Origin of the sequence: Massilia sp. CCM 8734, from assembly GCF_011682155.1 — a bacterium.
In the GTDB taxonomy this organism is placed as follows: Bacteria; Pseudomonadota; Gammaproteobacteria; order Burkholderiales; family Burkholderiaceae_D; genus Telluria_A; species Telluria_A rubra.
Map to the genome: position 1 here is coordinate 55565 of NZ_WHJI01000015.1, position 25594 is coordinate 81158.

A 25594-nucleotide genomic window follows, 5' to 3' on the forward strand; every position below is an offset into this window, starting at 1 on the left:
CCCCCCGGAATGCAGGGGCTAGAATGCGGTCATCGCGAGCCACGTGACGCGCCAACATTTGCCGTCCAGCCAGCCTGATCCACCACTGAACCCCCGATGAGCAAACTGATTCCCTTCGCCTGCGCCGCCCTGATTGCCGGTAGCGCTTGCTCCGTCCATGCGCAAGACACGTCCGCCGTGCCTCCGGCCGTGTCGGCGGACATGCCCGCCGCACCGGTCGCCAAGGCCGGCCCGGCGCCAGCGGCCAAGCCCGCAGCCGGCGTGACTGCGGTCACCATCAACGGCAGCCGCGCCGACGATACCGAATCGCGCCGCCTGTCGACCGCCGCCAAGATGGTGTTCGGCCGCGAGGAACTCGACCGCAATGGCGACAGCAGCGTCGGCGAAATCCTCAAGCGCTTGCCTGGCGTGACCATGGGCGGCCCGCCGGGACGCGGTGGCGGCGGGGTGCGCATGCGCGGCCTGGGCAACGGCTACACGCAAATGCTGGTCAACGGCGAGCGCCCGCCGGCCGGGTTTTCGCTCGAATCGCTCTCGCCCGACCAGGTCGAACGCATCGAAGTCATGCGCGGCCCGGTGGCCGAGCACAGCACCCAGGCCATCGCCGGCACCATCAACGTGGTGTTGCGCGAGGGTTACCAGCAGAAAGATATCCAGCTCAAGCTGTCCGACAGCATCGAGGACGGCCGCCACGGCCCTAACGTGTCGCTCACCATGCCCGGCAAGGCGGGCGCGCTGAGCTGGCTGATGAGCGGCTCGGCCGGCACCAGCCGCCAGTATGACGAGAGCGTCACCACGTACGAAGATGCGGATCCGGCCGGCCTGCTCCTCAAAGACCAGCAAGTCGACGCCCACAGCAGCCGCAGTGCGCGCTCGCTGCACCTGACCCCGCGCCTGTCGTATAAATTCGACAATGGCGACACGCTCAATTTCCAGCCGTTCTTGATGTATAACCGCAGCGAAGGCAACAGCGACAGCCTGCTGACCCAGCGCATCGGCCCGCCGCAACGCGAATACGCGCTGGCGCTGGCGGACTCGAGCTCGTCGATGACAATGTTGCGCGGCTTCGGCAACTGGCTGCACCGGATGGACGCCGGCGCCAAGCTCGACGTCAAGTTCGGCTTCGGCGCCGGCCGCAGCGAAAGCACCTCGCTGCGCAATCAGTACGCCGACAATGGCGCGCTCAAGGATGACTTCAACGACGTCGATACCTCGCGCAACCATAGTTTGAACAGCGGCGGCAAGTACAGCACGCCGCTGGCCAAGGGCCATCTGCTGGCGGCCGGCTGGGAGGTCGAAGGCGGCCACCGCGAGCAAAGCACGGTGGCGCTGGTCAACGGCCGCGCCCAGTTCGCCGAATCGGGATCGAGCATGACGGCCGACACGCGCCGCGTGGCAACGTACGTGCAGGACGAATGGGACATCACGCCGCAATGGTCGGCCTATGTCGGGCTGCGCTGGGAAGGCATCCGCACCAGCGCCACCAACCAGGGGCGCGACGTGCGCAACAACAGCAGCGTGTGGAGCCCGGTGCTGCACTCGGTCTGGCGCATTCCCGGCCATGACAAGGACCAGGTCCGCGCCAGCCTGACGCAGAGCTACCGCGCGCCCCAGCTGAACGACCTGATCGCGGTGCCGACCTACTCGCAGCTCAACAGCGCGACCCGTCCCGACCGCACCGGCAACCCCAACCTCAAGCCGGAACTGGCGCAGGGTATCGACCTGGCCTACGAGCATTACCTCGGCAAGGGCGGCATCCTCAGCGCCAGCGGGTTTATCCGCAAGATCGATAACCTGATGCGGCGCGAACTGACCCTGCGCGACACCCCGGACGGTCCGCGCTGGCTGTCGAGCCCGTCGAACATCGGCAGCGCGCGCACCAGCGGCATCGAACTGGAAGCGAAGTTCCAGCTGGCCGACCTGGTGACGGGCGCCCCGACTATCGACCTGCGCTCGAACTACAGCCGCTTCTGGTCGAGCGTGGACGGCATTCCCGGCCCCGACAACCGGCTCGACCAGCAGGCCAGGCAGACCGCCAACGTCGGCCTCGACTGGCGCCTGAAAGAGATGCCGATGACGCTCGGCGGCAGCGTCAACTGGACCCCGGCAATCCTGGTGCGCACCAGCGCCGACGAAGTGGCCACCAGCGGCGTGAAACGCCAGTTCGACGTCTACGGATTGTGGAAGTTCAGCCCCGCCACCCAGCTGCGCATTTCGGCCAACAACCTGCTGAACGACGACTACCTGTCCGGGCGCACGGTCACCAAGGGCGGTATCGCGCAATCGTCGGACGCGGCCAGCCGCACCTACACCACCTGGACCGTGCGCCTCGAAATGAAGTTATAGTATTCGACTGTGGCCACAAGCCATTTTTCACTTGCCCCATCATTACTTGCCCCATAAGGACACCCACCCGTGAAACGTTATCTCCTGAGCACCCTGACCCTGAGCCTGGCGGCCGCGTTTGCCAGCGCCGCCGAACCGGTAAAACCCGTCGGCCCGCTTTCCGGCATCGACATGCAATACATCGACAGCAGCGTGCGTCCGCAGGACGATTTCTTCAATTACCTGAACGGCGTGTGGCTGAAAAAGACCGACATCCCGGCCGACAAGTCGAGCTGGGGCACCTTCGCCCAGTTGCGCGACGACACCTTGCCGCAACTGCGCACCCTGATCGAAGCCGCCCAGGCCGAGAAGAACAAGAAAGCCGGCAGCGAAGCCCAGAAAATCGGCGACCTGTACACCAGCTACATGAACGAAGCCAAGCTGGAAAAGCTCGGCTACAAGCCGCTGGCCGGCGAACTGCAGCGCATCCGCGCGCTGCGTGAAAAGAAAGCCATCCCGGCCCTGATCGCGCACCTGTCGCAGATCGGCGTCGCCACGCCGTACGGCATCTATGTGGGCCAGGACAGCCGCGAATCGACGCGCTACGCCACCTACATCAGCCAGAGCGGCCTGGGCTTGCCGGACCGCGACTACTACCTGAAAAAAGACGACGCCAAGCTCTCCGAGGTGCGCGCCAAGTACGAGCGCCACATCGAGAAAACGCTGGGCATGGCTGGCCATAAAGATGCGGCCGCCGCAGCCAAGGGCATCCTGGCGCTGGAAACCGCGCTGGCCGAAGTGCAGTGGAGCAAGGTCGACCTGCGCGACCCGGTCAAGCGCTACAACAAGGTCGAGCTCGCCAAGCTGGGCGAGCTGACCCCCGCCTACGACTGGAAGAACGCGCTGGGCGCGGCCAATATCGCGGGCAAGGTCGACTACGTCATCGTCGGCCAGCCGAGCTATCTGTCCGGCTTTAACCAGGTGCTGGAAAAAACCGACCTGGCGACCTGGAAATCGTATTTCGAATGGCATCTGCTGAGCAGCTATGCCGAATACCTGTCGAAAGAGTTCGTCGACGCCGATTTCGCTTTCTTTGAAACCGTGCTCAAGGGCGTGCCGGAGAATGAACCGCGCTGGAAGACCGGCGTTGCGACCGTCAACACGGTGCTGGGCGAAGCGGTCGGCAAGCAATACGTCGGCAAGCATTTCCCGGTCGAGCGCAAGGCGCGCATGGAAGAGCTGGTGCAAAACCTGCTGATGGCCTACAAAGAGAGCATCGACACGCTCGACTGGATGGGGCCGGAAACCAAGAAAGAAGCCCAGGCCAAGCTGGCCAAGTTCCGCCCGAAGATCGGTTATCCGAGCAAATGGCGCGATTACTCGGCGCTGACGGTCAAGCAGGACGATTTGGTCGGCAACATGATGCGCGCGCGCACATTCGCCTACAACCGCAGCATCAACAAGCTGGGCAAACCGATCGACCGCGAAGAGTGGGGCATGACGCCGCAGACAGTGAACGCTTACTACAGCTCGACGATGAATGAAATCGTGTTCCCGGCGTCGATTTTGCAGCCGCCGTTCTTCGACATGCGCGCTGACGATGCGGTGAACTACGGCGCCATCGGCGCGGTGATCGGCCACGAGATCAGCCATGGCTTCGACGACAAGGGCAGCCAGTCCGATGGCGACGGCAACCTGCGCGAATGGTGGACCAAGGAAGACCGCGCCAAGTTCCAGGCCAAGGCCGACATGCTGGTCAAGCAGTACAGCGGCTACAGCCCGCTCAAGGGCTACAACGTCAATGGCGAGCTGACCCTGGGCGAGAACATCGGCGACAACTCGGGCGTGGCGATCGCCTACAAGGCCTACAAGCTGTCGCTGGGCGGCAAAGCGGCGCCGGTGATCGACGGCCTGAGCGGCGACCAGCGTTTCTTCATGGGCTTCGGGCAGGTATGGCGCATGAAAATGCGTGAAGCGCAGCAGATCGTGCAGGTCAAGACCGATCCGCATTCGCCGGGCCAGTTCCGCGCCAACGGCACCATGATGAACCAGCCGGCCTTCTACGAAGCGTTCGGCGTGAAGGAAGGCGACAAGATGTACCTGCCGCCGAAAGAGCGGGTCACGATCTGGTAATGTCGTGAGATGAGATGACGAGGGCCACGCGAGTGGCCCTTTTTTGTACGCCAGGTTTTGGGTGGATATCTCCAGACGAAAAAAACCGCCCTGAACGAGCGGTTTTTGTTGAATGCTGAACGCTTACTTGGCTGCGGCAACCATGAAATCGACCGCGGCCTTGACTTCATCATCCGAAGCCGACGAACCGCCTTTGGCAGGCATGGCACCGGCTTTGCCGATGTAGCCCTTGAGCGCGTGTTCGTACAGCAATGGTGCGCCCTGGGCGATGCGTGCGGTCCAGGCGGCCTTGTCGCCGAGCTTCGGCGCACCGGCGATACCTGCACCGTGGCAAACGACACATGAGGCGTTATAGATGGTCTTGCCTGTATCGGCGGCCAGCTTCGGCGCTTCGGCCGGTGCTGCCGCCGCAGGGGCCGGGGCCGCAGCAGGTGCTGGTGCGGCTGCTTCGGCTGGCGCCGGCGCCGCTGCTTCGGCAGCCGCTGCCGCTGCTGCCGGTGCTGCTGGTTCCTTGAACTTGGCGCCGCTCTGGTTCGCCATGTGCACGACCGCGCGCGCTACTTCGACATCATCGAGGTCCGGATTGCCGCCGCGGGCAGGCATCGCGCGGATACCCTCGATCGCGTGCTTGACCAAGGTATCGTAGCCTTGAGCGATACGCGAGCCCCATGCGCCGGGATCGCCCATTTTCGGCGCACCAGCTGCGCCCGTTGTGTGGCAGGCTGCGCAGTTAGCCGTGTACACGGCGTCGCCAGCGAGGAAAATCTTCGGTGCGTTGACATCCTTGAGCGTGAAGCCTTCGTCGGCCAGCGGACGCAGGCGTGCGGCGATCGCTTCGGCTTTCTGGCTTTCGGTGCCGGCGCCCGTGGTTTTGGTCGTCGTCACGAACGTCACGAGCAGAATGATGCCGATGACAGTGACCAGGAAGAAGCCGGCAACCGCAGCGACGAGCTGCTTGGGTGTCCGGATCGCGGATTCGTGTTCGTTGTGTGCGTCGCTCATGATGTCCTTAGTACAATATTCAAAAAGCTGCCGGCCGGTCGTGTTCGCATGATGAACTTGCAAATACTCGCCAAACCCGCGATTATAGACTCAAAGCACCTCTTATGGAACGCAAATTCCCTGTAACGCGACACTTTCCATGGACGCGAGGCCAGAAAAAACGGTATCCTTCGCCTCACGTTCGATTTTCCTCAGCGCGGCTGTAGCTCAGTGGATAGAGTATTGGCCTCCGAAGCCAAGGGTCGTGGGTTCGATCCCCGCCAGCCGCACCAACATCTTCAATCAAATCAACAGCATGGCGATTGCGATGTTGCGCGCTGCTGCGCTCGTGTCGGCACCGTTTATCCACGAAGGACATGATGGCAATCAGCGCAAAAGGCAAGCGTCGCATCTCCGTCAATGAGCGCGTGTATCTGTGGCGCATGTTTGAAAACTACGATCAGAGTTGGTTTGATGGCGTTCAGGTGACTGTCGCAGCGGTGGACCAAGCGCTGTTCGTGCGCTATGGACTTCATCAGCCCGATGACAGTCGAACCGCTGTGATCTCTCGCGGTCGTGGCGCGCCGGATATTCGCACAGCCTGTCCCAGGTTCGAGGGCGAGGATCGTGTCTTGACCCCGCAGGGCGTTCGGGACCTCATCGATTGGGGGCTCGCAGTCGCGCTGTGATCACCCGCCACAGGTGGGGCTTGTTCAGCCATGTTTGGGAAGTGGGAGAGCACGACCATCTCTGGCGATCGGCTCGGCCGGGCCAAATCGCCGACCCACACAGCGACAACGCTTGAGCCTGCAGGGAAAAATGACTTTCAATTCCCCTGCTCTTGCTTCCCTTGCCTGATTCTGCAAGTCCGGAATATGATGTTATTTCAAGGCATTAGCCAAGGGAAGCCGATGCTTGCGAATGTCTCATTCGGTTCCAGGGCCAAGGTCGCGGTTTCGTACAAAGGGGAGCATCGTATGGCAATCAAGGCGGTCGCGTTCGATGCCTTCGGCACGCTGGTGGAGATCGGTGATAAACGCCGGCCGTTTGAAGCCATCCTGCGCCTGTCGACAGCGGCCCCGGTCAGCTCGCCCATGGTCGGTGCAGTCGATCTGGCCGCATTTGCCCACGCATGCGGTGTCGCGCCGGATCCCCGCCATGCCAGCGACCTGGCGGCCGAGCTGGCGTCGATCGCGCCTTACCCCGAATCGCGCTCCGTGCTCATCGAACTGCGCCGGCGCGGCATTCATACTGCCGTGGCATCCAATCTGGCGCTGCCATACGCTCAACCGATCCGCGACCTCCTTGGCGACCTGATCGATACCGCATGCCTGTCGTTCGAGGTCGGCCATGTCAAACCCGATCCCGACTTTTATCGCGCCCTGTGCCACCAGCTGAACCTGGCGCCCGACGAAGTATTGATGGTGGGCGACACTTGGCGTTGCGATTATCTGGGCGCCACGGCAGCCGGCCTGCACGCCTTGCATCTGGACCGGCGCGGCAACGCCAGCCCGGAGCAGGCGGCGGTGTCGATCAGGGACTTGACGGGCGTGCTTCATGAAGCTAATAGTTGAGCCTCTGATCAGCGCCGACATCGCCAGCCGGACCGCTTTCGATAGTCAGTAGCGCCGTTCCTGGCTCAGCAATTGGGTGCGGGCATACGTGTCAATGGCGGCGTCCACGCCGCCGCCGCGAAAAGCCACGCGTACCAGCTCGCGTTCGGCCTCGACCTGCTGAAAATCGAAGGCCGGACGAAATACCGTGGACGGCAGCGGCGCCCGCGCCAGCACCGCGCGCAGTCGATGGATGAGTTGTTGGAGCGCCGGGTCCACATCCCATTGCCGGCCATCGATTTCGGCCAGGGCCAGGTCGATCAGCCACTGGCCCCGTGGAAGTTGGTCGTAAAGGACGAAGAGATGGGTGCGGTAGACGGGGTCCGGGGCCAGCGCCACCAGGAATGCCGCGTACGGTACCCCCATCCCGCACATGCTTGCCGAGTTCAGGTCGCTCATCAGCGCTTCACTCATCCCGCCGAGCAGCTTGAGGAGGACATAATGCTGGTCCAGCGGTTCATACTTGAGCGACGGATACTGCGCCAGGGTTTCCGCCAGCTCTTCCCCATCGCGCACCAGCGGCGTGATGTAGTTCCGTACGGCGTTCATGGTCTGTAGGCAGCGCGAGGGCATGCAGCGCATCAGCGCGAACACATCATCGCTGTTGAGCAGCAGGGGCACATAGGGTGGCAGGCTCATGGCATGAAAGGGCAGTCGATCCTGCCGCTCCGGCAACATAGGAACGGGTAGTTTACCGCGAATGCCCTGTCACCAGCCCCCAGGCCTGTAGGGCAGTTGGTCCCGCTATCCTTGCCGCCGTGGGTGCGCGCCCGGAGCGGTGGGTAAGAAATACTTGTTCATGCGCGCAGGATTCCTCGTTTGACCCTGCTGCCTTGTCGCTCGGATAATCAATTTTTTCTGACCGGTAGCACGCAAATGATGAACAAGCATTTCTGCAGTGATCGATCCGCTAGCGCTTCGGGTGGCGCATGACGGCGCACAAAGTTCTTATTACTGGCGCGGCAGGGCGAATCGGGACGGCCTTTGTCCGCGAGCTGAACGGCCAGTTCGACCTGCGCCTGGGTGACCTCGATAGCGCCGCGCTGGCGCACCTGGGCGGCGAGGCCGTGCATCTTGACGTCACCGACCTCGACGCTTGCATGCGTGCCTGCGCGGGCGTGCAGACCGTGCTTCACCTCGCGGCGGACCCTTTGCCCGACGCCGACTTCCACACCTCACTGCTGCCGACGAACATCGTCGGAAGCTATAACGTGTTTCTCGCGGCAAAGGCGCAGGGTTGCCGGCGTGTTGTGTTTGCCAGCAGCGCCCAGGCCGTTGAAGGTTATCCGCTGGACGTGCAGGTGCAGGAAAACATGGCGCCGCGACCCAAGAATATGTATGGCGTGAGCAAGGCGTTCGGCGAAGCGCTCGCCTCCTTGTTTGCTGATGATGGCACGCTCGTTACGGTGGCTGTGCGGATAGCCAACGTGGCAACGTTCCATGCAGGCGAACGGCACAGCGCGCGCGACGTTGCCGCGTTCATTAGCGAGCGCGATGTGGTGCAGTTGCTGGCGCGCTGTATCGATGCCGACCTGAGCGGTTTTACGGTCGTCCATGGGGTATCGGACAACCGCTACAAGCGCCTGGCCATCGAACGCACGCGCAGTGCGCTCAATTACCGGCCGCGCGATGACGCTTTTGCGATACTTGAAGGTGAAGCGGGCGCGCGGCGTAGCGCACCATCGCTCGCCATGACGGATGAGGTGGGCGCTACGCCGGCGCGTACTTTCGGATAGGGCCAGGCGGTCACGCCAGCATGCGCGAGTGCTTGGGCAGTTTGGCCGACAGATAATCGTGCTGGTCGGCCAGCACATTCCTGCCGCTCAGGATGAAGTGCTCGAAACGGCATGGCACATACGGCACGTACAGCAGCGGATGAAAATCGTGCACCATGGTGGCCCCCTTGGCCTGGTTGCACGGCTTGCAGGCGGTGACGCAGTTGGTCCAGCTATCCTTGCCACCATGGGTGCGCGCCAGGATGTGGTCGCGCGAGAGGTGCTGGCGCGCAAACACATTGCCGCAATAAGCGCAGGTATGGCGGTCGCGCGCGAACAGCAACTGGTTGTCGTCTCCGAGCGGCAGCGCCACCCGCAGTTTCTTGGTCATGCGCTCGCTGCCCATGATCGAAATGATCGGCTTGACCGTCATGGTCGAGAGCACGCCCGCATTCGACACCCCGCCGCGAAACAGAAATTCACGGTCGCCCAGTTCCCACGCCACCTTGCCGACGGCGTAATAATGGATCGCTTCCTGGGCGGAGATCCATCCGAATGGATTTCCTGCGATGTCGAGTGCTAAGATTTGCGGAGTCATATTTTCACTTTTACTGATGCCTGTTTGAATGGAATAGCAGAAAAGGCCGGCGCCGTGGCGCTGGCGGGAAGATGAAAATCCGGACAGGTGTTAAACGTGATAATACGCCTTGCAGGCAAACCAGCAAGCACGAAAATAAGGCGCAGCGCACCGCGCATTCCCGGGCGCCGTGAGGGACGCCCGAGCGATATCGCTTGCGCTGCATTGGAGTGGGGTGCCGGATTCGAACCGGCGAACAACGGTGTTGCAGACCGCGCCCTTGGACCGCTCGGGCAACCCCACGTAAAAAATGGCATCCCAGGAAGGAGTCGAACCTTCAGCCTTCGGTTTTGGAGACCGCTGCGCTGCCAATTGCGCCACTGAGATAGAAAATGTGTGATCGCGGCGCCAGGCGCGCGATCGACATCGGAAAAACGTGGTGCGCTCGGAGGGCGTCGAACCCCCAATGCCTTGCGGCGCCAGATTCTAAGTCTGGTGTGTCTGCCATTTTCACCACGAGCGCGGTGCGGGTCCCGGTTGCCTGCCGGGGTAGTGCGCATCAAACTTTCGGAGCGCACCACGGCTTGCGCGTGCCGGGCTGATATCCGGAACCCGAATACGGCCTTCGCCACGAACCCTATCCGGGAACTATGGGAATACCGCATGCGGGCGACACGTGCCTTGCTTGGACCCACCTGCAGGATTCGAACCTGCGGCCTCGACGTTCGTAGCGTCGCGCTCTTCCAGCTGAGCTAAGGTGAGAATAATGGGGTGACGTACCGGATTCGAATCGGCCGTCGCTACGGCGGCGGCCCTTGAATCACAATCCAAAGCTCTGCCAACTGAGCTAACGTCACCATCGAAAACGTGAACTTCTTACGGCTTGCTGCCGGCGCAAGCCGTAGCAAAGCCGGTATGTGGTGCGCTCGGGGGGCGTCGAACCCCCAATGCCTTGCGGCACCAGATTTTGAATCTGGCGTGTCTGCCATTTCCACCACGAGCGCGGTGCGGGTCCCGGTTGCCTGCCGGGGTAGTGCGCATCACCTTGTCGGAGCGCAGCACGGCTTTCGACCTCGCGCTCATTGAACTGAGCCGGGGTGGGAATAATGGGGTGACGTACCGGATTTGAATCGGCCGTCGCTACGGCGGCGGCCCTTGGAATCACAATCCAAAGCTCTGCCAACTGAGCTAACGTCACCATTGAATACTGCGTCATTGACTTGTTGCCGCCGCTGCGGATCGGTGCAAACGGCGTGATTGGTGCGCTCGGAGGGGATCGAACCCCCAATGCCTCGCGGCCTCGGATTTTAAGTCCGGCGTGTCTGCCATTTCCACCACGAGCGCGGTGCGGATCCCGGTTGCCTGCCGGGGTAGTGCGCATCACCTTGTCGGAGCGCAGCACGGCTTTCGACCTCGCGCTCATTGAACTGAGCCGGGGGGGAATAATGGGGTGACGTACCGGATTCGAACCGGCGGCCCTTGGAATCACAATCCAAAGCTCTGCCAACTGAGCTAACGTCACCATTGAAAAAGAACCGCGCGGTCATGCGCGGCAAACTGGCAGTGGATGCAGGGTTCGAACCTGCGACAACTTGAGTCAAAGTCAAGTGCTCTACCAGCTGAGCTAATCCACAATTGAAACTGGCTCCCCAAGCAGGATTCGAACCTGCATAACCCTGTCGGGCCTACAACGCATTAACAGTGCGTCCGCTTACCAGTTAGCGTATCGGGGAAAAGGGGAATGCCCGGTAAACCGGGGCATGAAAGGATGGTGGGCGACCAGGGATTCGAACCCCGTATGCACAAAGACGGCGGATTTACAGTCCACTGCAGTCACCAATGCTGCTCGTCGCCCAAGGATGATATTGGCCATTCCACAAAGCCTCTCGGCGTGACTGGCCCCTGGCAGGGCCATGCGCTGCTTGAAAGCGCTTTGTGGAATGGCGCGGGAGGGGAGATTCGCACTCCCTGTCTCAACCCATCAGGGTTGCGCTCTGCGATTGAGCTATTCCCGCACCGGTTCCACCCGCACTGGTATCGCACGTGAGGGTGCGATACCGATACAGGCGGAACCGTTTTAGTACCTGTCCGAATTGTGAAAGAACTGCGTCTGGTCCGGGTTGTCCGGGGACGGCCTCAAACTGAAAGGGCTTGACTGCGATTGCTGCGGTGCTGCGGTGCTGCGGTAAAACTGTTGGCCAAAACAAAAAGGGCCCGGAGTCCTTGCGGAACATCCGAGCCCTTGAGCTTGACCTGTCGGTCAGCCGGGGAGGGGTAAGCCTCCGCAGCTAGGGGTTGCCCCCTCGGATGTTCGTTATCGGTTCCAAATTCGCGCCGCCACATGCCGGCCACTGGTGATGTTGGTGGTAATACGGTGCTGGCAATGGACGGAGCGCATTATTCGCGGCGGCGGCCAGGGCGCCGAGGCCCTTGTCCGCTGCGGCGCTGACGCCTTGCAGGGCGGCCAGCAGCGCAACTTGCAGCGACGCCAACAGACTGCAAGGGAGCAGCGACAGGCCGCGCGCTGGGCGCTGCGTCGTCATCTGTTGCTGTTGCGTCGTTGTTTTCACGGTAAATCCCTGTGGTCGTTGCTGCGGTTGGTGCTCTTGCTGAGCGAGTGAATGCATTCTGACATGCACAAAATCGGAACGCAAGCAAATTTGGAAAATAATTTGCATCATATGCAAATAAATCGCCCTGCTTGGGTTTTTTTGCAACACATGAAAACGGGGTCAGCGGCAAACGGGTATGATGGCGCCTGTCGTAGTGAGGTACGACCAACCCATGCACACACTAAAACCATCCCCTATCTCCAAGCCCCTCCAGGGGCCACAGCGCAAAGCCGTCCTACGGGTCCAGGTTTTGATGGCTGAACACGACATCCGCTTCGTCACAGAATTGTGGAAACGCCTGAGCGCCATGGGCGTGGAAATTTCGCACTCCCAGCTCACGCGCGTGGTCAACAACAGCACCAAGTCCCTGAGCATCGACCTGCTCGAGGGACTGGCCAGCCTGTTCGACTGTCCGGTATCGGCGCTGTTCAAGGACGGCTAGCGCGACAGGGAACTAAGGGACAATCCCTTGATTGTGGAATCGCTCGGCCATTTGGTCCCATTTCTTGCGAAGATCCGCATTCGACTTATGCCAAATAGCATGCCCGCCCGGATCATTAATGATGGCAAGGAGGAGGAAGCCGTAGGCCGCGCCACCGTCGACGTAGAAAAGATAACGATCACTTTTGTTGCCGCGCTTTTTGCGAAAGTTCTCCTTCCAGCGCGCCGCTTCGGCGGTTCCCAAGGGAACCATGTGCACATGGCTAAGGATTGTAGAACCTGCGTTCAAGCTGTTACGCCCGAATACCGCTGTTTCTGCGTCGCGTCCCGGCATGGCTTTCCAATGATCGAAATCGGCGATCAACTGAGCCACACTCATATTGTTTGCTGCGAACTGCGCGTGAATGAAGCTGGACGCCTGCGTGGGCTTGGCCACAACGGGAGGTTTCAGCTACGGGTGCGTTTGGATCCGGGTGGGGACGCTTCTCCGAGAAAGTGTCGGCGAGCATCATCGATGGAAAAACCGTTCTCGGATGTCAACGCGCTATACAGCGCAATCTGCTCCGCAGTCAGCTCTTCAGCGAGGGCGGGTTGGGCAATGGCGACTGGTGATTTGCGCCGTCCAGGGCCATTGACCGTGAGCGGTTTTTTTTTCAGTTGGGGCATGATGTTCCTGACCTTGCGAAGGTCTCTCAATCTAGCATGTTCCAGCGGCCCGATCAAATACCAGTCGAATGTCGATTTGTTTGAAATCAGACAAACTTCGTATTCGGCTTCATTGTCTTCAACGTGCGGAAACGTTGACTGCTGCAGCGGTTGTTGTTAACGACGACCGCTGCAGTCAGTCCCATCCTTACGGCTGGTAAGTCGCCTTCACGCTCAGGTTGTTATACGCCGCGTACGCATAGATACCCACATAATAGCGGCCCGCCGCCGGCGCATTGACGCTGCAGTTTTCCACGCTGCTCGGCCCGTCCGACTTGCAGTTGTAGCTGGCCGTGGTCGGGATGCCGCCGAGTTTGACGAACATGTCGGCGTCGCCATTGGCGCCGTTGAGCGCGAACGCGACCTGGCTTTTCCCCGCCGGAACGTCAATCGTGAAATATTGCCAGCCGCCCGTCGCCGCGCCCTGGCCGTTCAGCGCCTGGCCGTTGCCCAGCACCGGATAGCTGGAGCCGCCCGCGCCCGTCAGCGTCCCCTTCATCGCGTAGTAACCGAGCGAGGAATAGTTCGAGAAACCATTGGCCGGCGTGCCCTCGGCGCCGCCGCGCACCACCAGCCGGTAGCTGCCGGCCGGCAGCGACAGATTGGTGAACTGGGCCGAGCGGTTGACCGCCAGGTTGCTGCGCGCCACCACGGCTCCCGCCGCGTTGACGATGCTGGCGTCGACGTCGAGCATGCGCAGGTATTCGAGCGGGTCGATGCGCAGGTTCAGGGTGCTCACGCCGGTGGTCGCGAAGGTGAAGGTGTCGCTGTCGGTATTGCGTTCGATCTGGCCGAAGTTGCGGGTCGGATCGATGGCGCCGCCCGTGCCCAAGGTCAGCGCGCGCGTGTCCGGGATGTCGTCGGCCATGTAGGGCACGGCCTCGTCCACGTTCATGATGCGCAGGTCGTCTTCGAAATTGCTGGCCGTCGTGTATTCGCCGCGACTCCAGGTAAACAGCTGGTTGGCCCAGCCGCCGCCCATCCAGTAGTTGCCCATGATGGGACCCCACTGATAGGCGGCAATGCCTTCGAAATACTCGCCGCCGCTGCCGCCGCGGTCGTGGTTCATGCCCATCTGGTGCCCGACTTCGTGGGCGCCGGTCATGCCGATGCCGTAACCGTAGTCGAAACCGGAGGAGGGATTGCGGTACAGGGTGCCGGCGGCGGTGGTGCCGAAGGCGCGCAGCGGCGCGAACGAGCGGCCATCCTGGTTGACGAAGTTGATGATGCCGGTGCGCAGCACGTTGGCCGTGCGCGCGGCGTCGTACACGGCGCGGCTGGTGGTCACGTTCAGGTTCAGCATCGAGTACTGGTCGGCGATCGATTGCCAGGCGCGGTACATATTGTCCTTGGTCACGCCGTTCAAGGGCGTGCTGCCGCTCATCACCGCCGTGGTGTTGAGGTAGAACACGTACGGGCTGCCCGGCTTGCTTTGCAGCTGGGTCACGTCTTCATTCTGGTACGGGCCGATATGGCGCGCCTGGCGCAGCGCCATCGGGCTGTAGACCGGGTGCGACACCGCCAGCGCCAGCATGGCCGGGGTGCGTTTGTCGCGGAAATCGGGGTCGAAGTCGGGCACGATCTTGGTGATCGGCACTTCCGTTAGCCAGACCTTGCCGGCGCTGTCGGTGGTGTATTCCCAGGCTTTCCGGGTGTCGTACTTGAGCAGGTAGCCGTACACGGCTTTTTTGTTCCCCTTGAGCACGAACACCGAATCTTGTGTGTCGATCGCGGTACCGGTGATCGATACTACGCCGTTCTTGTTGGCGTAGTCGCGGATGTGGGCGGCAACGGTGTTGCCGCCGACCGATTGCACTTGCAAGCTGCGGCCGTTGGCGTGTTGCGCGGCAAAGCCGCTCAGGACCGCGTCGACGCTGCCGATCTGCAGGCCGGCGGTGGGGCGAGCCCCTTGCGCGCTGGCGATATCGGTCTGGGCGGTGGCGCTGCCGGCGAGGGCGGCGGCCATGAGCAGGAACAGGGTGGGCGAGGATGTCATTCAGTCTCCGGTTTTATCATTTTTTATCAATCTGGCACTTTCCGCGCGGATTGACAGGAAGTTGTCGGCAGGATATCTATTCCCACTGCATAACGTTACCATGAGGGAAAGATGCCGTATGTATCCAAACGGCACAACAAGACCAGTGGCGACAACGACGCCGTTCATTCACGCAAGCCGAATTTTCTTACTGTAAATACCAAAATTTCGCTAGATTGCTAGCTATAAGGGGCCTCAGTTCCACGCTTATTCGGCACAGGCCGCTGATTTCCGTTTTCTCTATGCAAGGTGGGTAAGCCGGCACGGCGGCGAGCCCTGCTGACGGGGCGCAAACGATGCTATACACTACTTATCATTGAACAACTTTCGAGGCGCCACATGGGCCGCAAACCGAACGACGTCGCGGTAACCCATGTTCCAGGTGTCATTGCCGATGAAACAGGCCTGTCCGCACCCGTCGCCCCCCAGCGGCGCGCACCGCCTCAGCCGAGCGCCTTCGGGCTGTGGAAAAAGCGCATCCTTGAGGATGGCGTCAGTTACCAGCACCGGTTGCGCGACGAATGGTAAAAGCGCTGTTCGATACCAACATCCTGATCGACTATCTGAACGGCGTCGCGCAAGCGGAACTGGCCTGTGATCACTATGTCGACAAGGCCATCAGCGTGGTGACGTGGATGGAAATCATGGAAGGCGTGTCCGACGACGAGGACGAACGGCTGTTGGTCGAAGCCTTCCTGGGCCAGTTCGAACTGCTGCCGATCGACCACCTGCTGGCGCTGGAAGCGTCGCGCGTGCGCGAGGCGCACGCCATGCGCCTGCCGGACGCCGTGATCCTGGCCACCGCGCACCTGTCCGGGCGCGTCCTGGTCACGCGCGACACCCGCGATTTCGTGCCGGGCGAGAGCGTGCTGGTACCCTACACCCTGGCCGCCGCCGACCCGCTGTAAACGGCGGCGGCGCGGGCGCCTGTTCGGGCGCCTGTTCTTCTCGTTCCCCTGAGAAATCGATATAGAATATCAAGTAAGTGCGCATAAATTCTTGTCATTTCCAGCTTTCATAAGCGGCGCCTTGCTGCGTTGCCCACCGCTAGCAGTGCTCGCACTGCGTCGCGGCGTGCGCCTTGCCAGGCATCCGCTTCTGTTGGCTAGAAATCACAATCATTCCCGCACACTTACTTAGAGCGCAAAGACCGGCCACCCGGGCCGGCGCAGCGTTGTCCAGCCACTCATTTCACGTTGCACACGATAGGGAAGTCATGTCAGTTACCAGATCAGTTACCAGATCCAAGGCGCACGCCGGCGCCGCCGTGGTGTCCGCATTATTACTGCTGGGCGCCGTCAGCGCTTGCGGCAAGACCGAAACGTCGGCGTCACTGGTGGCTGACGCCAGGCAGTTCATCGCCAAGGGCGACAGCAAGGCCGCCGTGATCCAGCTCAAAAATGCGCTGGTGAAAAACCCGTCGGATGCGGACGCGCGCCTGACCCTGGGCCTGGTGTATCTCGACATCGGCGACGCCGTCTCGGCCGAGAAGGAATTGCGCAAGGCCATCGAACTGGGCGCGCCCAAGGACAAGGCCGTGCCCGCCCTGGCGAAAGTCCTGATGATGCAGCAGCAATACCAGAAGGTGCTGGACGAGACCGGTAGCGCGACTGCCGACGCCGACATGCTGGCGCTGCGCGCCGAGGCCAGCGCCGGTCTCGGTCACGCCGACCAGGCCAAGGACTTGTACGCCCAGGCCCTGGCCGCCAAGCCCGGCCATGTCGGCGCCCTGATCGGCGCGGCGCGCCAGGCGCTGGCGCGCAAGGACCTGGAAGAAGCCAACCGCCTGGCCGACCAGGTCGTCGCCAGCAACCCGTCCGACGCCACTGCCTGGATGTTCAAGGGCGACCTGCTGCGCGCCCAGGCCAAGGGAAAAGAAGCGCTGGCCGCCTACGACCAGGTCATCAAGCTCAAGCCGGAGCACCGCTCGGCGCACCTGGAGCGCGCCTTTGTCGAGATCGCGGAAGGCAAGTTCGACGCCGCCAAGGCCGACCTCGAGGCCGCCCGCAAGATCAGCCCTAACGCGCTGATGGTGTCCTACGCCCAGGCTTTGCTCGACTTCACCCAGGGCAAGCACGCCGCCGCCAAGGAAACGCTGCAAAAAGTCTTGCGCGTGGCGCCCGAGCACATGCCGAGCGTGCTGATGGCCGGCGCGGTCGAGCATGCGCTCGGCTCCATGCCGCAGGCCGAACAGCACCTGCGCAAATACCTGGCCGCCATGCCCGAGCACCGTTACGCGCGCAAGCTGATGGTCAGCACCCTGCTGAAAATGGGCCAGACCACCGAAGCGCTGGCCCAGTTGACGCCGATGCTCGAGTCCGGCAAGGATGACGTGCAATTGCTGGCGCTGGCCGGCGAAGCCTACATGCAGGCGCGCGACTATGCCAAGGCCACGGCTTACTTCGAGCAGGCCAGCGCGCTGGCGCCCGACGCGGCCGGGCTGCGCACCTCGCTGGCGCTGGGCAAGCTGGCCACCGGCGACGATGCGCGCGCGATCAGCGAGCTCGAACAGTCGACCAAGCTCGACGCCAAGTCGCCCAAGGCGGCGGTGTTGCTGGTGATGACCGAGCTGCGCCTGAAGCGCTACGACAAGGCGCTGGCCGCCGCCAAGGCGCTCGAAGCGACCCAGCCCCTTGACCCGATGGTGCATAACCTCAAGGGCGGCGTGTACCTGGGCATGAACGACATGGTCAACGCCCGCGCCAGCTTCGACAAGGCGCTGGCGCTCAAGCCCGACTATTTCCCGGCCGCCGCCAACCTGGCCCAGCTGGCCCTGCGCGAGAAAAAGCCCGACCTGGCGAAACAGCAACTGGTCAATTTCCTGACCAAAGACAAGAAAAATGTCGAGGCCTATTACGCCCTGACCAAGCTGGCCCTGGCGCAAGGGCGCAACGACGAAGCGAACCAGTGGCTGGAAAAGGCCAGCAGCGAAAATCCCGACGCCATCGGCCCGGCGCGCACCCTGGGCGCGCATTACCTGTCGATCGGCCAGAAAGACAAGGCGCTGAACCTGGCGCGCAAGTTCCAGGTGGCCAATCCGAAAAACCTCGACCTGCTCGACTTGCTGGGCCAGGCGCAGCTGGCCAACGGCGACGTGCCGGGCGCGCTGGACACCTACGGCAAGCTGGCCGGCGTGGCACCGAAATCGGCGATGGCGCATTTCCGCCTGGCGACGGTGCACGCGCAGATGAAGAACCTGAACGCCACCGCCGAGGACCTGAAAAAGGCGCTGTCACTGCAAGCGGACTTTGTCGACGCCCAGGTGGCCCAGGCCGAGCTGGCCGCCAATGCGGGCAAGCTCGACGACGCGCTGGCAATTGCGCGCCAGATCCAGAAACAGCGTCCGAAGGAAGCGCTGGGTTTCCAGCTGGAAGGCAACCTCAGCCTGGCGCAGGGCAAGCCGGCGCAAGCGGTGGCCTCGTTCGACAAAGCGTTCGCGCTGACGCCGTCGAGCGCCAACCTGATCAAGCTGCATGCGGCCATGCGCCAGTCCGGCAAGGGCAAGGAAGCCGACGCGCGCCTGGCCAAGGCCGCCAGCGAGCATCCGAACGACGTGGCGCTGGCCTTGTACGTGGCCGAGAACGACCTGGCGGGCAAGCGCTACAAGGCGGCCATCGGCGGGCTCGAAGCGGTGCTCAAGCAAGCGCCAGAGAATGCCGCAGCCCTGAACAACCTGGCCTGGGCCTACCAGCAGGAAAAAGATCCGCGCGCGCTGAAAACCGCCGAAAAGGCCTTCGCGCTGGCCGGCAACAGTGCGGCGGTCACCGATACGCTGGGCTGGATGCTGGTCGAGCAGGGCGACGCCAAGCGCGGCCTGAGCCTGCTGCAAAAGGCGGTCGCGCTGGCGCCGGACGCGGCCGATATCCGCTTCCACCTGGCGGCCGGGCTGGCGAAAACCGGTGACAAGGCCGGGGCCAAGCGCGAACTGGAGAAAGTCATGGCCAGTAAGAACTTTGCTCAGATGGAGGAGGCGAAGGCGCTGGCCAAGGAGTTGTAAGCCGGAGGGGCGCTTGAGCGTCGCCGGGTAATCGCAACGATCGCCGGCATACGCACTTACAGGGGCGGCGAACGCACTTACAGCGCCAGCCAGCAACCTAAAAACCGTCATTCCTGTGGGGGCGCCTAGCCCTGCGCGGGAATGACGGTTTTTCAGTTTGTGGAGCAAGGAAGCACAGGCATGATGCCGCTGGCCGACATGAGCGCCCGGCTGTTGCATATTTGCGAACAAAAATTTTAATTGTCTCCCTGCATCTTGCCGTCGATGTTAGGATAGTCCCTGTTAGCAATATGTTACTGAATTCGCAGCTTGGACAATATCTTCGGGATCATAGTCGATGGATCAGTTTCTCAATAATGTTGAAACAAATCGTTTCAATTTTCACGCGCCCGATACAGGGAATCTGGGCAGCCATTGTGTTTTTGTGGAAGATAATTCTGATAACATCTCCGAGATGACGATCAATACACGAAGCTTCGGGATTCGCGTTGCCGACACCGAGGAAGGGCGTAATCGCGCCAGCATGCTCATCAATAAGATGTATGCCTGGCGTGGCTATGCCGGTACCCATCGGCTTGAAGACAATCCCAACCAGATCACCCTGTCGGCCTTCGACCAGGGCGACGTCATCGGGACCGTCACGCTCGGGGTCGATTCCCCGGTCGGTATCCTGGCCGACGAGGTGTTCAAGGATCACATCGACGAATTCCGCGCGCGCGGCGCCAAGGTCTGCGAAATCAGTAAACTCGCCTTCGACCCCACGGTGCGCTCCAAATTCGCGCTCGGCTCGCTGTTCCACATCCTGTACATCTACGCCCATCATATTTACCAGTGCACGGATGCGTTTATCGAGATAAATCCGCGTCACCGGCGCTATTATGAGCAGATGCTCGGTTTTCGCACCCAAAGCGGGGTGCGCGTCAACCCGCGTGTCGACGCGCCCGCCCATTTGCTCTGGCTCAGCCTCGATTTCATGGGTTCCGAGATCGAACGCCTCGGCGGCGTGCACGAAGACGCGGGCACCGAACGTTCGCTGTACCCCTATTTTTTCTCGCAGCGCGAGGAAGCCGGCATCGCCGAGCGCCTGCTGTCGATCGGTTGACCGTGGTGTTCGCGGTGTAACGATCCGCAGCCGCGCCGGTGCGGTATCCCTGCGCCGCTTCATTCATGCAATTGGCGGCAGGCGCGACCACGCCACCGCTGTGTAACAACAGGATCGTCATGTCAACCCAAGCGCACTCCCTGGCCACCGCCGCCCTCACCACTGTCCTTATGCTCGGTGCATTGGCCGGCTGCGGCAAGCCCGACACGGCGGCGACCCTGCTGGCCGAGGCCAGGCAATTCCAGCAGAAGGGCGACCATGTGTCGGCCCTGATCCAGCTCAAGAACGCGGTCGCCAAAAACCCGTCCGACCCGGAAACGCGCCTGGCGCTGGGCGAAGCCTATAACAAGCTCGGCGACGCCGTCTCGGCCGAGAAGGAAGTGCGCAAGGCCATCGAGCTGGGCATGGCGGCGGAACGCGCCTTGCCCGAATTGTTGATGGCGCAATTGTTCCAGGGACAGTTCCAGAAAGTCATCGACGGCACCGCCGACAGCGCCTACACGGCCAACGTCAAGGTGCTCAGCCAGCGCGGCGCCGCCTTTTACCAGCTCGGCAAGCGCGCCGAAGCGGCCGACGCCTTCGAGCGCGCCCTGAAAATCGATCCGGGCTACCCGGTCGCGCTGATGGGCCTGGCAAATATCGCGCTGGCCAATGGCGACAAGGCGGGCGCGGCGCGCTATGTGGCGCAGGCGGTCGAGAAAAATCCGAAGGATGTGGCGAGCTGGCTGTTCAAGGGCGACTTCGAGCGTTCCCAGGGCAAGCCGGCCGAGGCGCTGGCCGCCTACGACCAGGTGCTGGCGCTCGAGCCGGGCAGCGCCGGCGGCCACCTGCAAAAGGCCTATCTGTTCATCGCCGAACGGCGCTACGATGAAGCGGCCGTCTCGCTGGCCGCCGCCAGGAAAAGCGCACCGAAGAACCTGATGGTGACCTACGCCCAGGCCATGCTCGACTTCACCCAGGGCAAGCACGCGGCCGCGCTCGAATCGCTGCAGCAAGTGTTGCGCGTGGCGCCGGACCACATGCCGTCGGTGCTGCTGGCCGGGGCCGTGCACTTTACCCTCAAGTCGCTGCCGCAGGCCGAGCAAAACCTGAAGAAATACCACGAAGCCCACCCCGAGAACGATTACGCGCGCAAGCTGCTGGCCTCGACCCGCATCGCCGCAGGCGACCCCAAGGGCGCCATCGCGGTGCTGGCGCCGGTGCTGGCCGCCTCGCAGGACCCCCAGTTGCTGGCGATCGCCGGCAAGGCCTACACCGACAACCGCGAGTTCGGCAAGGCTACCGGGCTGCTCGAGCGCGCCAGCACGCTCGACCCGAAAAAGGCGCAACTGCGCACCGCCCTCGGTTTGAGCAAGCTCGAGCAGGGTGAAGAAGCGCGCGCCCTGTCCGAACTGGAACTGGCCAGCACGCTCGACCAGACCACCAGCACTGCCGGCACCACCCTGGCCATGACGGCGCTGCGCCTGAACCAGTTCGACAAGGCGCTGGCGGCCTTGGTGCCGCTCGAAGCGCGCACCCCGGGCGACCCGATCCTGCTGAACCTCAAGGGCCTGGCGCTGCTGGGCAAGAAGGACCAGGCGGGCGCGCGCATCGCCTTTGAAAAAGCGCTCAGCCTGCACCCCGATTTCTTCCCCGCGCTCGACAACCTGGCGCGCCTCGACATGCAGGCGAGCAAACTGGACGCCACGCGCCAGCGCTACCAAGGCTTTTTGGCCAAGTATCCCAACAGCGTCGAGGCGCTGACCGCGCTCGGGGCCATGGCCGTGGCCCAGCGCCGCCTGCCCGAAGCCGGCGCCCTGCTCGAGCGCGCCAGCGCGGTCGACCCGGCCGCGGTCGGGCCGGCCATCGTGCTGGCCAATCACTACGTGCGCATGGGCGAGGCCACCCGCGCCCTGACCCTGGTGCGCAAGCTGCTGGTGGCCAATCCGGACAATCCGGCCGTGCTCGACCTGCTCGGCCAGTTGCAGGCCGCCACCGGCGACCAGGGCAGCGCCATGGAAACCTTCACCAAGCTGACCGTGGTCGCGCCGCAGTCGGCCGAAGCACATTTCCGCCTCGGCGCGGCCCATGTTGCGATCGGCAACCTGCCGTCGGCCAGCGCCTCGCTCAAGCGCGCCCTGGCTTTGCAGCCCGATTATCTCGACGCCCAGCTGGCGCTGGCGGCCGCCCAGCTGCGCCAGAAACAGTACGGCGATGCGCTCGGCGTGGCGCGCAGCATGCAAAAGCAGCGCCCCAAGCTGGCGGTCGGCTTCGTCTCCGAAGCCGACGTGTTATTGGTGCAGGGCAATGCCGCAGCCGCCATCCCCTTGTACGATAAAGCGTTTTCGTTGGGCAACAACGCCGAGCTCTTGATCAAGCTGTACGAAGCCTTGCGCATCGGCGGCAAGGCCAAGGAGGCCGATGCCAAAGTGCAACAGTGGCGCGCCGCCCATCCGGACGATGTCAAGGTGCCGGGTTACCTTGGAGAGCAGTATATTTCCAATAAAAAATATCAATTAGCAATTACGGAATTTGAAGCCATACTGAAGAAGTCACCTGGCTATCCTAGCGCGCTCAACAATCTGGCGGTGGCCTACGACCTCGCCGGCGATGCGCGCGCGCTGCCGGCCGCCGAGGCGGCCGCCAAGGCATTGCCTGGCAACCCGGTGGTGATGGATACCCTGGGCTGGCTGCTGGTGCAGCAGGGCGACCTGGCGCGCGGGCTGGCCCTGTTGCGCGAGGCCAGCGCCAGGCTGCCGGGCGTGCCCGACGTCCGCCTGCACCTGGCCAAGGCCCTGATCAAGTCGAAGCAGGAAGCGGCCGCGCGCAAGGAACTTGAAATTTTGCTGGAGAAACATAAGCAATTTCCGCAAGTGGAAGAAGCGCGGGGCTTGCTCAAACAACTATAAACCGGTTGCTTGCCGCTTTCCGCGGGTCGCGCCGGCGCCACTGGGAGTTTTCACATGAGTGCAGAGCACGACGCAGTGGAAGCAATGGGCAGGGAGCAGGCCCATCTTGAGTCATCCTACGTGGTCGGCGGCGAGGAGGACCAGGCGGCCGACGATGGCAGTCTCTTGATCGGCAACTTTACCGATAACGACCGTACTTTCGGCATCCGCCTGGCCGATACCGACGAGGGCCGCAATTCGGCCAGCCTGTTGATCAGCAAAATGTACGCCATGCGCGGCTACAATGTGGCGCGCATGGAAAAGGACCCGAACCGGATCACCCTGTCGGCCTCGGACAAGGGCAGCGTGATCGGCACCGTGACCCTGGGGCTCGATTCCGAGCGCGGCATCCTGGCCGACGAGATTTTCCACGACCATGTCGACGCCTGGCGCGCGCGCGGCGCCAAGTTGTGCGAGATCACCAAGCTGGCCTTCGACCCGCAGGTGAAATCGAAGATGGCGCTGGCGGCCCTGTTCCACACCCTGTTCATCTACGCGCGCTACATCCATGAACGCACCGACGTGCTGATCGAAGTCAATCCGCGCCACCGGCGCTTTTACCAGACCATGCTCGACTTCCAGGACCAGGCCGAGTTGCGCCACAATACCCGGGTCGACGCCCCGGCCTACCTGATGTGGCTCAGCGTCGAGCACATGGCGCAGCAAATCCGGCGCCTGGGCGGCACCAGCAGCCATCCCGGCAGCGAACGTTCCCTGTATCCCTTCTTTTTCTCGCAGCGCGAGGAAGACGGCATCGCCAATCGCCTGATCAAGCTGGGTTAGGTTTTCGGCACGGCCGGCTGGGCGTCGTAGCGGCCCGGCGCGATGATGCCGTCCGGGTCGAGCCGGGTCTTGAGCGCGTGGATGACGGCCCAGTAATGCGGATCGCGGCGCACGATGGCGGCCATCATGTCGGCGCGCGCGCGGTACACTTCCAGCCCCATGGCGTGGATCTTGTCGAGCAGACGGTCGGCGCAGAAGTGGGCGCGCTTGACCCCTTCCAGGTTGCTGCGGTCGAACAGCAGGTTGATCACCGCCACCAGCGAGGTCGGGGTTTCGATATTGATGGTGATGTACAAGGTGTCGTGATAATAACGCGCCGCCGTCTTCTTCATTTCAGTGATGAAGCGGTCGACGAAGGCCCCGTCCAGCGGCAGCGCCGGATTAATGAACAGCAAGCCGCAATTCGACTGGTCGAGCTGGGCCGCGCTGAGGTCGGCGCGTCCGAATTTCCACAGCAAATTATCGATCGCCGCATCGGTCGGCACCCCCAGCGCCAGGGTATGCAGGGGCCGGATCGCCGAGATCGCGGCGGCGTTGGCGCGCGCGGCCGGAATGAAGCGCAGCCGGTGCGCCACGGCGTAGGCGGTGTCGAGCAACTGGTGCGTGATCGGGCGCACCCGCGCCAGCCCCTTCATGCGGCGCCGGATCTCGACCAGGTTGGCCTTCACTTGCGCCTTGGTGCCGGTGATCGCGCCCAGGCTGGCCCACTCGCCCGGCGCGATCAGGTCCATCACGCTCTCGGCCTCGGCAAAGGCGCGCTCGGGCGTGTAAGCGCATTGCTCCTCCAGGTAGCGCGTCACCCCGTAGGCCAGGGTGGCGTGGGTGCGCGCGCGGTTGGCGATGTGGGTGACCGACTCGATCAAGCCTTCGCGCTTGCAGTTGGCCAGCTCGTCGATAAAGGCTGGCAAGTCCTCTTCGCGGCGCAGCGACAGCGACAGCGCCACTTGCTTGGGACGCTTGGGCACCAGGCGGAAACAGGCGCTGACCACGAGGCCGAAATTACTCTGGAAAAAAAGTCCGTCGAGCATCGGCCCCAGGCCATACGGATTGCTGGTGCCCAGCGGCGAGCGCTTCAGGCGGCGGAAACCGGTGCGCAGCAGCTTGCCGTTGCCGCACACCACGGCCAGCCCGAACAAGTCTTCCTTGCGCGGGCCAAAGTAACCGACCCCGCGGTCGAGCGAATTGCCGATGATGCTGGTGGCACGCGCCGAGCCGGTCACATTGAAGGTCAGGTTCGGATGGTGTTCTTCCAAGAAGTCGTACAGCATGCCTTGCGTCACGCCCGGTCCGATCACGGCCACCGGCAACACCCGGCCGTTGCTCTTGTCGACCGTCATGCGGATCGTGTTCAGGGCGCCGAGGTCGACCAGCAGGCTGCCGGCGGCGGTGGGCGACTTGCCGCCGTAGCCGAAGTTCAGGCCGGTGGAGAAGGGGTACAGCGGGGTGCCGTTCCTGCGCGCTTCGCGCACCAGCTTGATGACGGCGCGCACATTGGCCGGACGCACCTGGCCGAGCACATCGGTGGCGCGGCCGGTGATGTTATTGCTCGGATGCTCGCTCTGGGTGTAGGCCATGGGACATTATCGCCTAAAAGGACGAACGACCCGAGCGCCACCGGCGGTCGGGTCGTTCGTTGATGCAATGCGCA

At 62.8% G+C, this 25594-nt stretch carries 21 protein-coding genes and 13 tRNA genes; 13 read left to right on the forward strand and 21 right to left on the reverse strand.

Features of this window, described 5'->3' with window-relative positions; translation table 11 throughout:
* Positions 1–96: 96 nt before the first annotated feature.
* Positions 97–2346, forward strand: a complete 2250-nt coding sequence (locus F2P46_RS15785) for a TonB-dependent receptor (protein ID WP_166891357.1) — start codon at positions 97–99, stop codon at positions 2344–2346.
* Between the two features lie 69 nt (positions 2347–2415).
* Entirely contained in the window at positions 2416–4458 is a 2043-nt protein-coding gene (locus tag F2P46_RS15790) for a M13 family metallopeptidase (RefSeq protein WP_166891360.1), read from the forward strand.
* A gap of 123 nt (positions 4459–4581) precedes the next feature.
* On the opposite strand, the gene F2P46_RS15795 is transcribed toward F2P46_RS15790, so the two are convergent.
* Complete coding sequence (locus F2P46_RS15795) at positions 4582–5460, reverse strand: cytochrome c5 family protein (protein WP_166891362.1); 879 nt, start codon at positions 5458–5460, stop codon at positions 4582–4584.
* Positions 5461–5656: 196 nt separating this feature from the next.
* On the opposite strand from F2P46_RS15795, the gene F2P46_RS15800 reads away from it, so the two are divergent.
* The 3 genes from F2P46_RS15800 (at position 5657) to F2P46_RS15810 (ending at position 7013) form a co-directional block, all read left to right on the forward strand.
* Positions 5657–5732: transfer RNA gene (locus tag F2P46_RS15800), tRNA-Arg, on the forward strand.
* Between the two features lie 84 nt (positions 5733–5816).
* Positions 5817–6128, forward strand: coding sequence for a hypothetical protein (locus F2P46_RS15805; RefSeq protein ID WP_166891365.1), 312 nt, complete (start codon positions 5817–5819; stop codon positions 6126–6128).
* 288 nt (positions 6129–6416) lie between these two features.
* Entirely contained in the window at positions 6417–7013 is a 597-nt protein-coding gene (locus tag F2P46_RS15810) for an HAD family hydrolase (RefSeq protein ID WP_166891367.1), read from the forward strand.
* A 45-nt stretch (positions 7014–7058) separates the two neighbouring features.
* Here the strand turns inward: F2P46_RS15810 and F2P46_RS15815 are convergent, their stop codons facing one another.
* On the reverse strand, positions 7059–7691 hold the full coding sequence (locus F2P46_RS15815) for a hypothetical protein (protein ID WP_166891370.1): 633 nt from the start codon (positions 7689–7691) through the stop codon (positions 7059–7061).
* Positions 7692–7981: 290 nt separating this feature from the next.
* Here F2P46_RS15815 and F2P46_RS15820 point away from each other — a divergent pair, with 290 nt between their 5' ends.
* Positions 7982–8788 (forward strand): NAD(P)-dependent oxidoreductase, encoded by an 807-nt coding sequence (locus F2P46_RS15820; protein ID WP_166891373.1) that lies wholly within the window; start codon positions 7982–7984, stop codon positions 8786–8788.
* Positions 8789–8798: 10 nt separating this feature from the next.
* On the opposite strand, the gene F2P46_RS15825 is transcribed toward F2P46_RS15820, so the two are convergent.
* The 15 genes from F2P46_RS15825 to F2P46_RS15895 form a co-directional block, all read right to left on the reverse strand.
* The gene (locus F2P46_RS15825; RefSeq protein ID WP_166891376.1) at positions 8799–9365 is read right to left on the reverse strand and encodes an HNH endonuclease; all 567 of its coding nucleotides are present in this window, start codon (positions 9363–9365) and stop codon (positions 8799–8801) included.
* Positions 9362–9523, reverse strand: coding sequence for a hypothetical protein (locus tag F2P46_RS15830; protein WP_166891379.1), 162 nt, complete (start codon positions 9521–9523; stop codon positions 9362–9364). Before F2P46_RS15830 ends, F2P46_RS15825 begins: the two co-directional genes overlap by 4 nt.
* A 47-nt stretch (positions 9524–9570) precedes the next feature.
* Positions 9571–9647: transfer RNA gene (locus F2P46_RS15835), tRNA-Cys, on the reverse strand.
* An 8-nt stretch (positions 9648–9655) separates the two neighbouring features.
* Positions 9656–9731 (reverse strand) — tRNA-Trp (locus F2P46_RS15840).
* Between the two features lie 50 nt (positions 9732–9781).
* A tRNA-Leu gene (locus F2P46_RS15845) sits at positions 9782–9867 on the reverse strand.
* Positions 9868–10030: 163 nt separating this feature from the next.
* A tRNA-Arg gene (locus tag F2P46_RS15850) sits at positions 10031–10106 on the reverse strand.
* A gap of 5 nt (positions 10107–10111) precedes the next feature.
* Positions 10112–10201: transfer RNA gene (locus tag F2P46_RS15855), tRNA-His, on the reverse strand.
* Positions 10202–10262: 61 nt separating this feature from the next.
* Positions 10263–10348, reverse strand: a tRNA-Leu gene (locus F2P46_RS15860).
* A 103-nt stretch (positions 10349–10451) separates the two neighbouring features.
* Positions 10452–10542 (reverse strand) — tRNA-His (locus tag F2P46_RS15865).
* A gap of 60 nt (positions 10543–10602) precedes the next feature.
* Positions 10603–10688 (reverse strand) — tRNA-Leu (locus F2P46_RS15870).
* A 102-nt stretch (positions 10689–10790) separates the two neighbouring features.
* A tRNA-His gene (locus F2P46_RS15875) sits at positions 10791–10866 on the reverse strand.
* Positions 10867–10986: 120 nt separating this feature from the next.
* Positions 10987–11077, reverse strand: a tRNA-Asn gene (locus tag F2P46_RS15880).
* Between the two features lie 36 nt (positions 11078–11113).
* Positions 11114–11199: transfer RNA gene (locus F2P46_RS15885), tRNA-Tyr, on the reverse strand.
* A gap of 86 nt (positions 11200–11285) precedes the next feature.
* Positions 11286–11359: transfer RNA gene (locus F2P46_RS15890), tRNA-OTHER, on the reverse strand.
* A gap of 273 nt (positions 11360–11632) precedes the next feature.
* Positions 11633–12025: a hypothetical protein gene (locus tag F2P46_RS15895; protein WP_166891382.1), complete on the reverse strand. Its 393-nt coding sequence runs from the start codon at positions 12023–12025 to the stop codon at positions 11633–11635.
* A 184-nt stretch (positions 12026–12209) separates the two neighbouring features.
* Between F2P46_RS15895 and F2P46_RS15900 the strand changes: the two genes are divergently transcribed.
* Entirely contained in the window at positions 12210–12398 is a 189-nt protein-coding gene (locus tag F2P46_RS15900) for a helix-turn-helix transcriptional regulator (protein ID WP_166891385.1), read from the forward strand.
* A gap of 12 nt (positions 12399–12410) precedes the next feature.
* Here F2P46_RS15900 and F2P46_RS37685 read toward each other — a convergent pair whose 3' ends face one another.
* From F2P46_RS37685 to F2P46_RS15915, 3 genes are all read right to left on the reverse strand, one after another.
* A complete protein-coding gene (locus F2P46_RS37685) occupies positions 12411–12833 on the reverse strand; it encodes a type II toxin-antitoxin system YafO family toxin (protein ID WP_166891387.1) in 423 nt (140 codons plus the stop codon).
* A gap of 11 nt (positions 12834–12844) precedes the next feature.
* Positions 12845–13063, reverse strand: a complete 219-nt coding sequence (locus F2P46_RS15910; protein ID WP_166891389.1) for a hypothetical protein — start codon at positions 13061–13063, stop codon at positions 12845–12847.
* A gap of 187 nt (positions 13064–13250) precedes the next feature.
* Positions 13251–15098 carry a PPC domain-containing protein gene (locus F2P46_RS15915; protein WP_166891391.1) on the reverse strand — a complete coding sequence of 616 codons (1848 nt, stop codon included), beginning with the start codon at positions 15096–15098 and terminating at the stop codon, positions 13251–13253.
* Between the two features lie 378 nt (positions 15099–15476).
* Between F2P46_RS15915 and F2P46_RS15920 the strand changes: the two genes are divergently transcribed.
* The 6 genes from F2P46_RS15920 (at position 15477) to F2P46_RS15945 (ending at position 23946) form a co-directional block, all read left to right on the forward strand.
* Entirely contained in the window at positions 15477–15665 is a 189-nt protein-coding gene (locus F2P46_RS15920) for a hypothetical protein (protein ID WP_166891393.1), read from the forward strand.
* The gene (locus F2P46_RS15925; RefSeq protein ID WP_166891395.1) at positions 15659–16045 is read left to right on the forward strand and encodes a PIN domain-containing protein; all 387 of its coding nucleotides are present in this window, start codon (positions 15659–15661) and stop codon (positions 16043–16045) included. The genes F2P46_RS15920 and F2P46_RS15925 overlap by 7 nt, the downstream gene beginning before the upstream one ends.
* Positions 16046–16353: 308 nt before the next feature.
* Positions 16354–19134, forward strand: a complete 2781-nt coding sequence (gene prsT / locus F2P46_RS15930) for an XrtA/PEP-CTERM system TPR-repeat protein PrsT (RefSeq protein WP_166891397.1) — start codon at positions 16354–16356, stop codon at positions 19132–19134.
* Positions 19135–19657: 523 nt separating this feature from the next.
* Positions 19658–20236, forward strand: coding sequence for an N-acetyltransferase (locus tag F2P46_RS15935; RefSeq protein WP_229509306.1), 579 nt, complete (start codon positions 19658–19660; stop codon positions 20234–20236).
* 119 nt (positions 20237–20355) lie between these two features.
* Positions 20356–23124, forward strand: coding sequence for an XrtA/PEP-CTERM system TPR-repeat protein PrsT (gene prsT, locus F2P46_RS15940; RefSeq protein ID WP_166891399.1), 2769 nt, complete (start codon positions 20356–20358; stop codon positions 23122–23124).
* Between the two features lie 54 nt (positions 23125–23178).
* Complete coding sequence (locus F2P46_RS15945) at positions 23179–23946, forward strand: N-acetyltransferase (protein ID WP_229509307.1); 768 nt, start codon at positions 23179–23181, stop codon at positions 23944–23946.
* Here F2P46_RS15945 and F2P46_RS15950 read toward each other — a convergent pair.
* Positions 23943–25520, reverse strand: a complete 1578-nt coding sequence (locus F2P46_RS15950) for an FAD-binding protein (RefSeq protein ID WP_166891401.1) — start codon at positions 25518–25520, stop codon at positions 23943–23945. The genes F2P46_RS15945 and F2P46_RS15950 overlap by 4 nt on opposite strands.
* Positions 25521–25594 lie beyond the last annotated feature (74 nt).

Bases quoted from the DNA above. Each gene is read 5' to 3' on its own strand.
- F2P46_RS15945 (WP_229509307.1), top strand. From the start codon at position 23,179: ATGAGTGCAGAGCACGACGCAGTGGAAGCAATGGGCAGGGAGCAGGCC.
- F2P46_RS15920 (WP_166891393.1), top strand. From the start codon at position 15,477: ATGGGCCGCAAACCGAACGACGTCGCGGTAACCCATGTTCCAGGTGTC.
- F2P46_RS15820 (WP_166891373.1), top strand. From the start codon at position 7,982: ATGACGGCGCACAAAGTTCTTATTACTGGCGCGGCAGGGCGAATCGGG.
- F2P46_RS15925 (WP_166891395.1), top strand. From the start codon at position 15,659: ATGGTAAAAGCGCTGTTCGATACCAACATCCTGATCGACTATCTGAAC.
- F2P46_RS15915 (WP_166891391.1), bottom strand. From the start codon at position 15,098: ATGACATCCTCGCCCACCCTGTTCCTGCTCATGGCCGCCGCCCTCGCC.
- F2P46_RS15795 (WP_166891362.1), bottom strand. From the start codon at position 5,460: ATGAGCGACGCACACAACGAACACGAATCCGCGATCCGGACACCCAAG.
- F2P46_RS15785 (WP_166891357.1), top strand. From the start codon at position 97: ATGAGCAAACTGATTCCCTTCGCCTGCGCCGCCCTGATTGCCGGTAGC.
- F2P46_RS15815 (WP_166891370.1), bottom strand. From the start codon at position 7,691: ATGAGCCTGCCACCCTATGTGCCCCTGCTGCTCAACAGCGATGATGTG.
- F2P46_RS15935 (WP_229509306.1), top strand. From the start codon at position 19,658: ATGCTCATCAATAAGATGTATGCCTGGCGTGGCTATGCCGGTACCCAT.
- F2P46_RS15810 (WP_166891367.1), top strand. From the start codon at position 6,417: ATGGCAATCAAGGCGGTCGCGTTCGATGCCTTCGGCACGCTGGTGGAG.
- F2P46_RS15910 (WP_166891389.1), bottom strand. From the start codon at position 13,063: ATGCCCCAACTGAAAAAAAAACCGCTCACGGTCAATGGCCCTGGACGG.
- F2P46_RS15825 (WP_166891376.1), bottom strand. From the start codon at position 9,365: ATGACTCCGCAAATCTTAGCACTCGACATCGCAGGAAATCCATTCGGA.
- F2P46_RS15900 (WP_166891385.1), top strand. From the start codon at position 12,210: ATGGCTGAACACGACATCCGCTTCGTCACAGAATTGTGGAAACGCCTG.
- prsT (WP_166891399.1), top strand. From the start codon at position 20,356: ATGTCAACCCAAGCGCACTCCCTGGCCACCGCCGCCCTCACCACTGTC.
- F2P46_RS15805 (WP_166891365.1), top strand. From the start codon at position 5,817: ATGATGGCAATCAGCGCAAAAGGCAAGCGTCGCATCTCCGTCAATGAG.
- F2P46_RS15895 (WP_166891382.1), bottom strand. From the start codon at position 12,025: ATGATGCAAATTATTTTCCAAATTTGCTTGCGTTCCGATTTTGTGCAT.
- F2P46_RS15950 (WP_166891401.1), bottom strand. From the start codon at position 25,520: ATGGCCTACACCCAGAGCGAGCATCCGAGCAATAACATCACCGGCCGC.
- prsT (WP_166891397.1), top strand. From the start codon at position 16,354: ATGTCAGTTACCAGATCAGTTACCAGATCCAAGGCGCACGCCGGCGCC.
- F2P46_RS15830 (WP_166891379.1), bottom strand. From the start codon at position 9,523: ATGCGCGGTGCGCTGCGCCTTATTTTCGTGCTTGCTGGTTTGCCTGCA.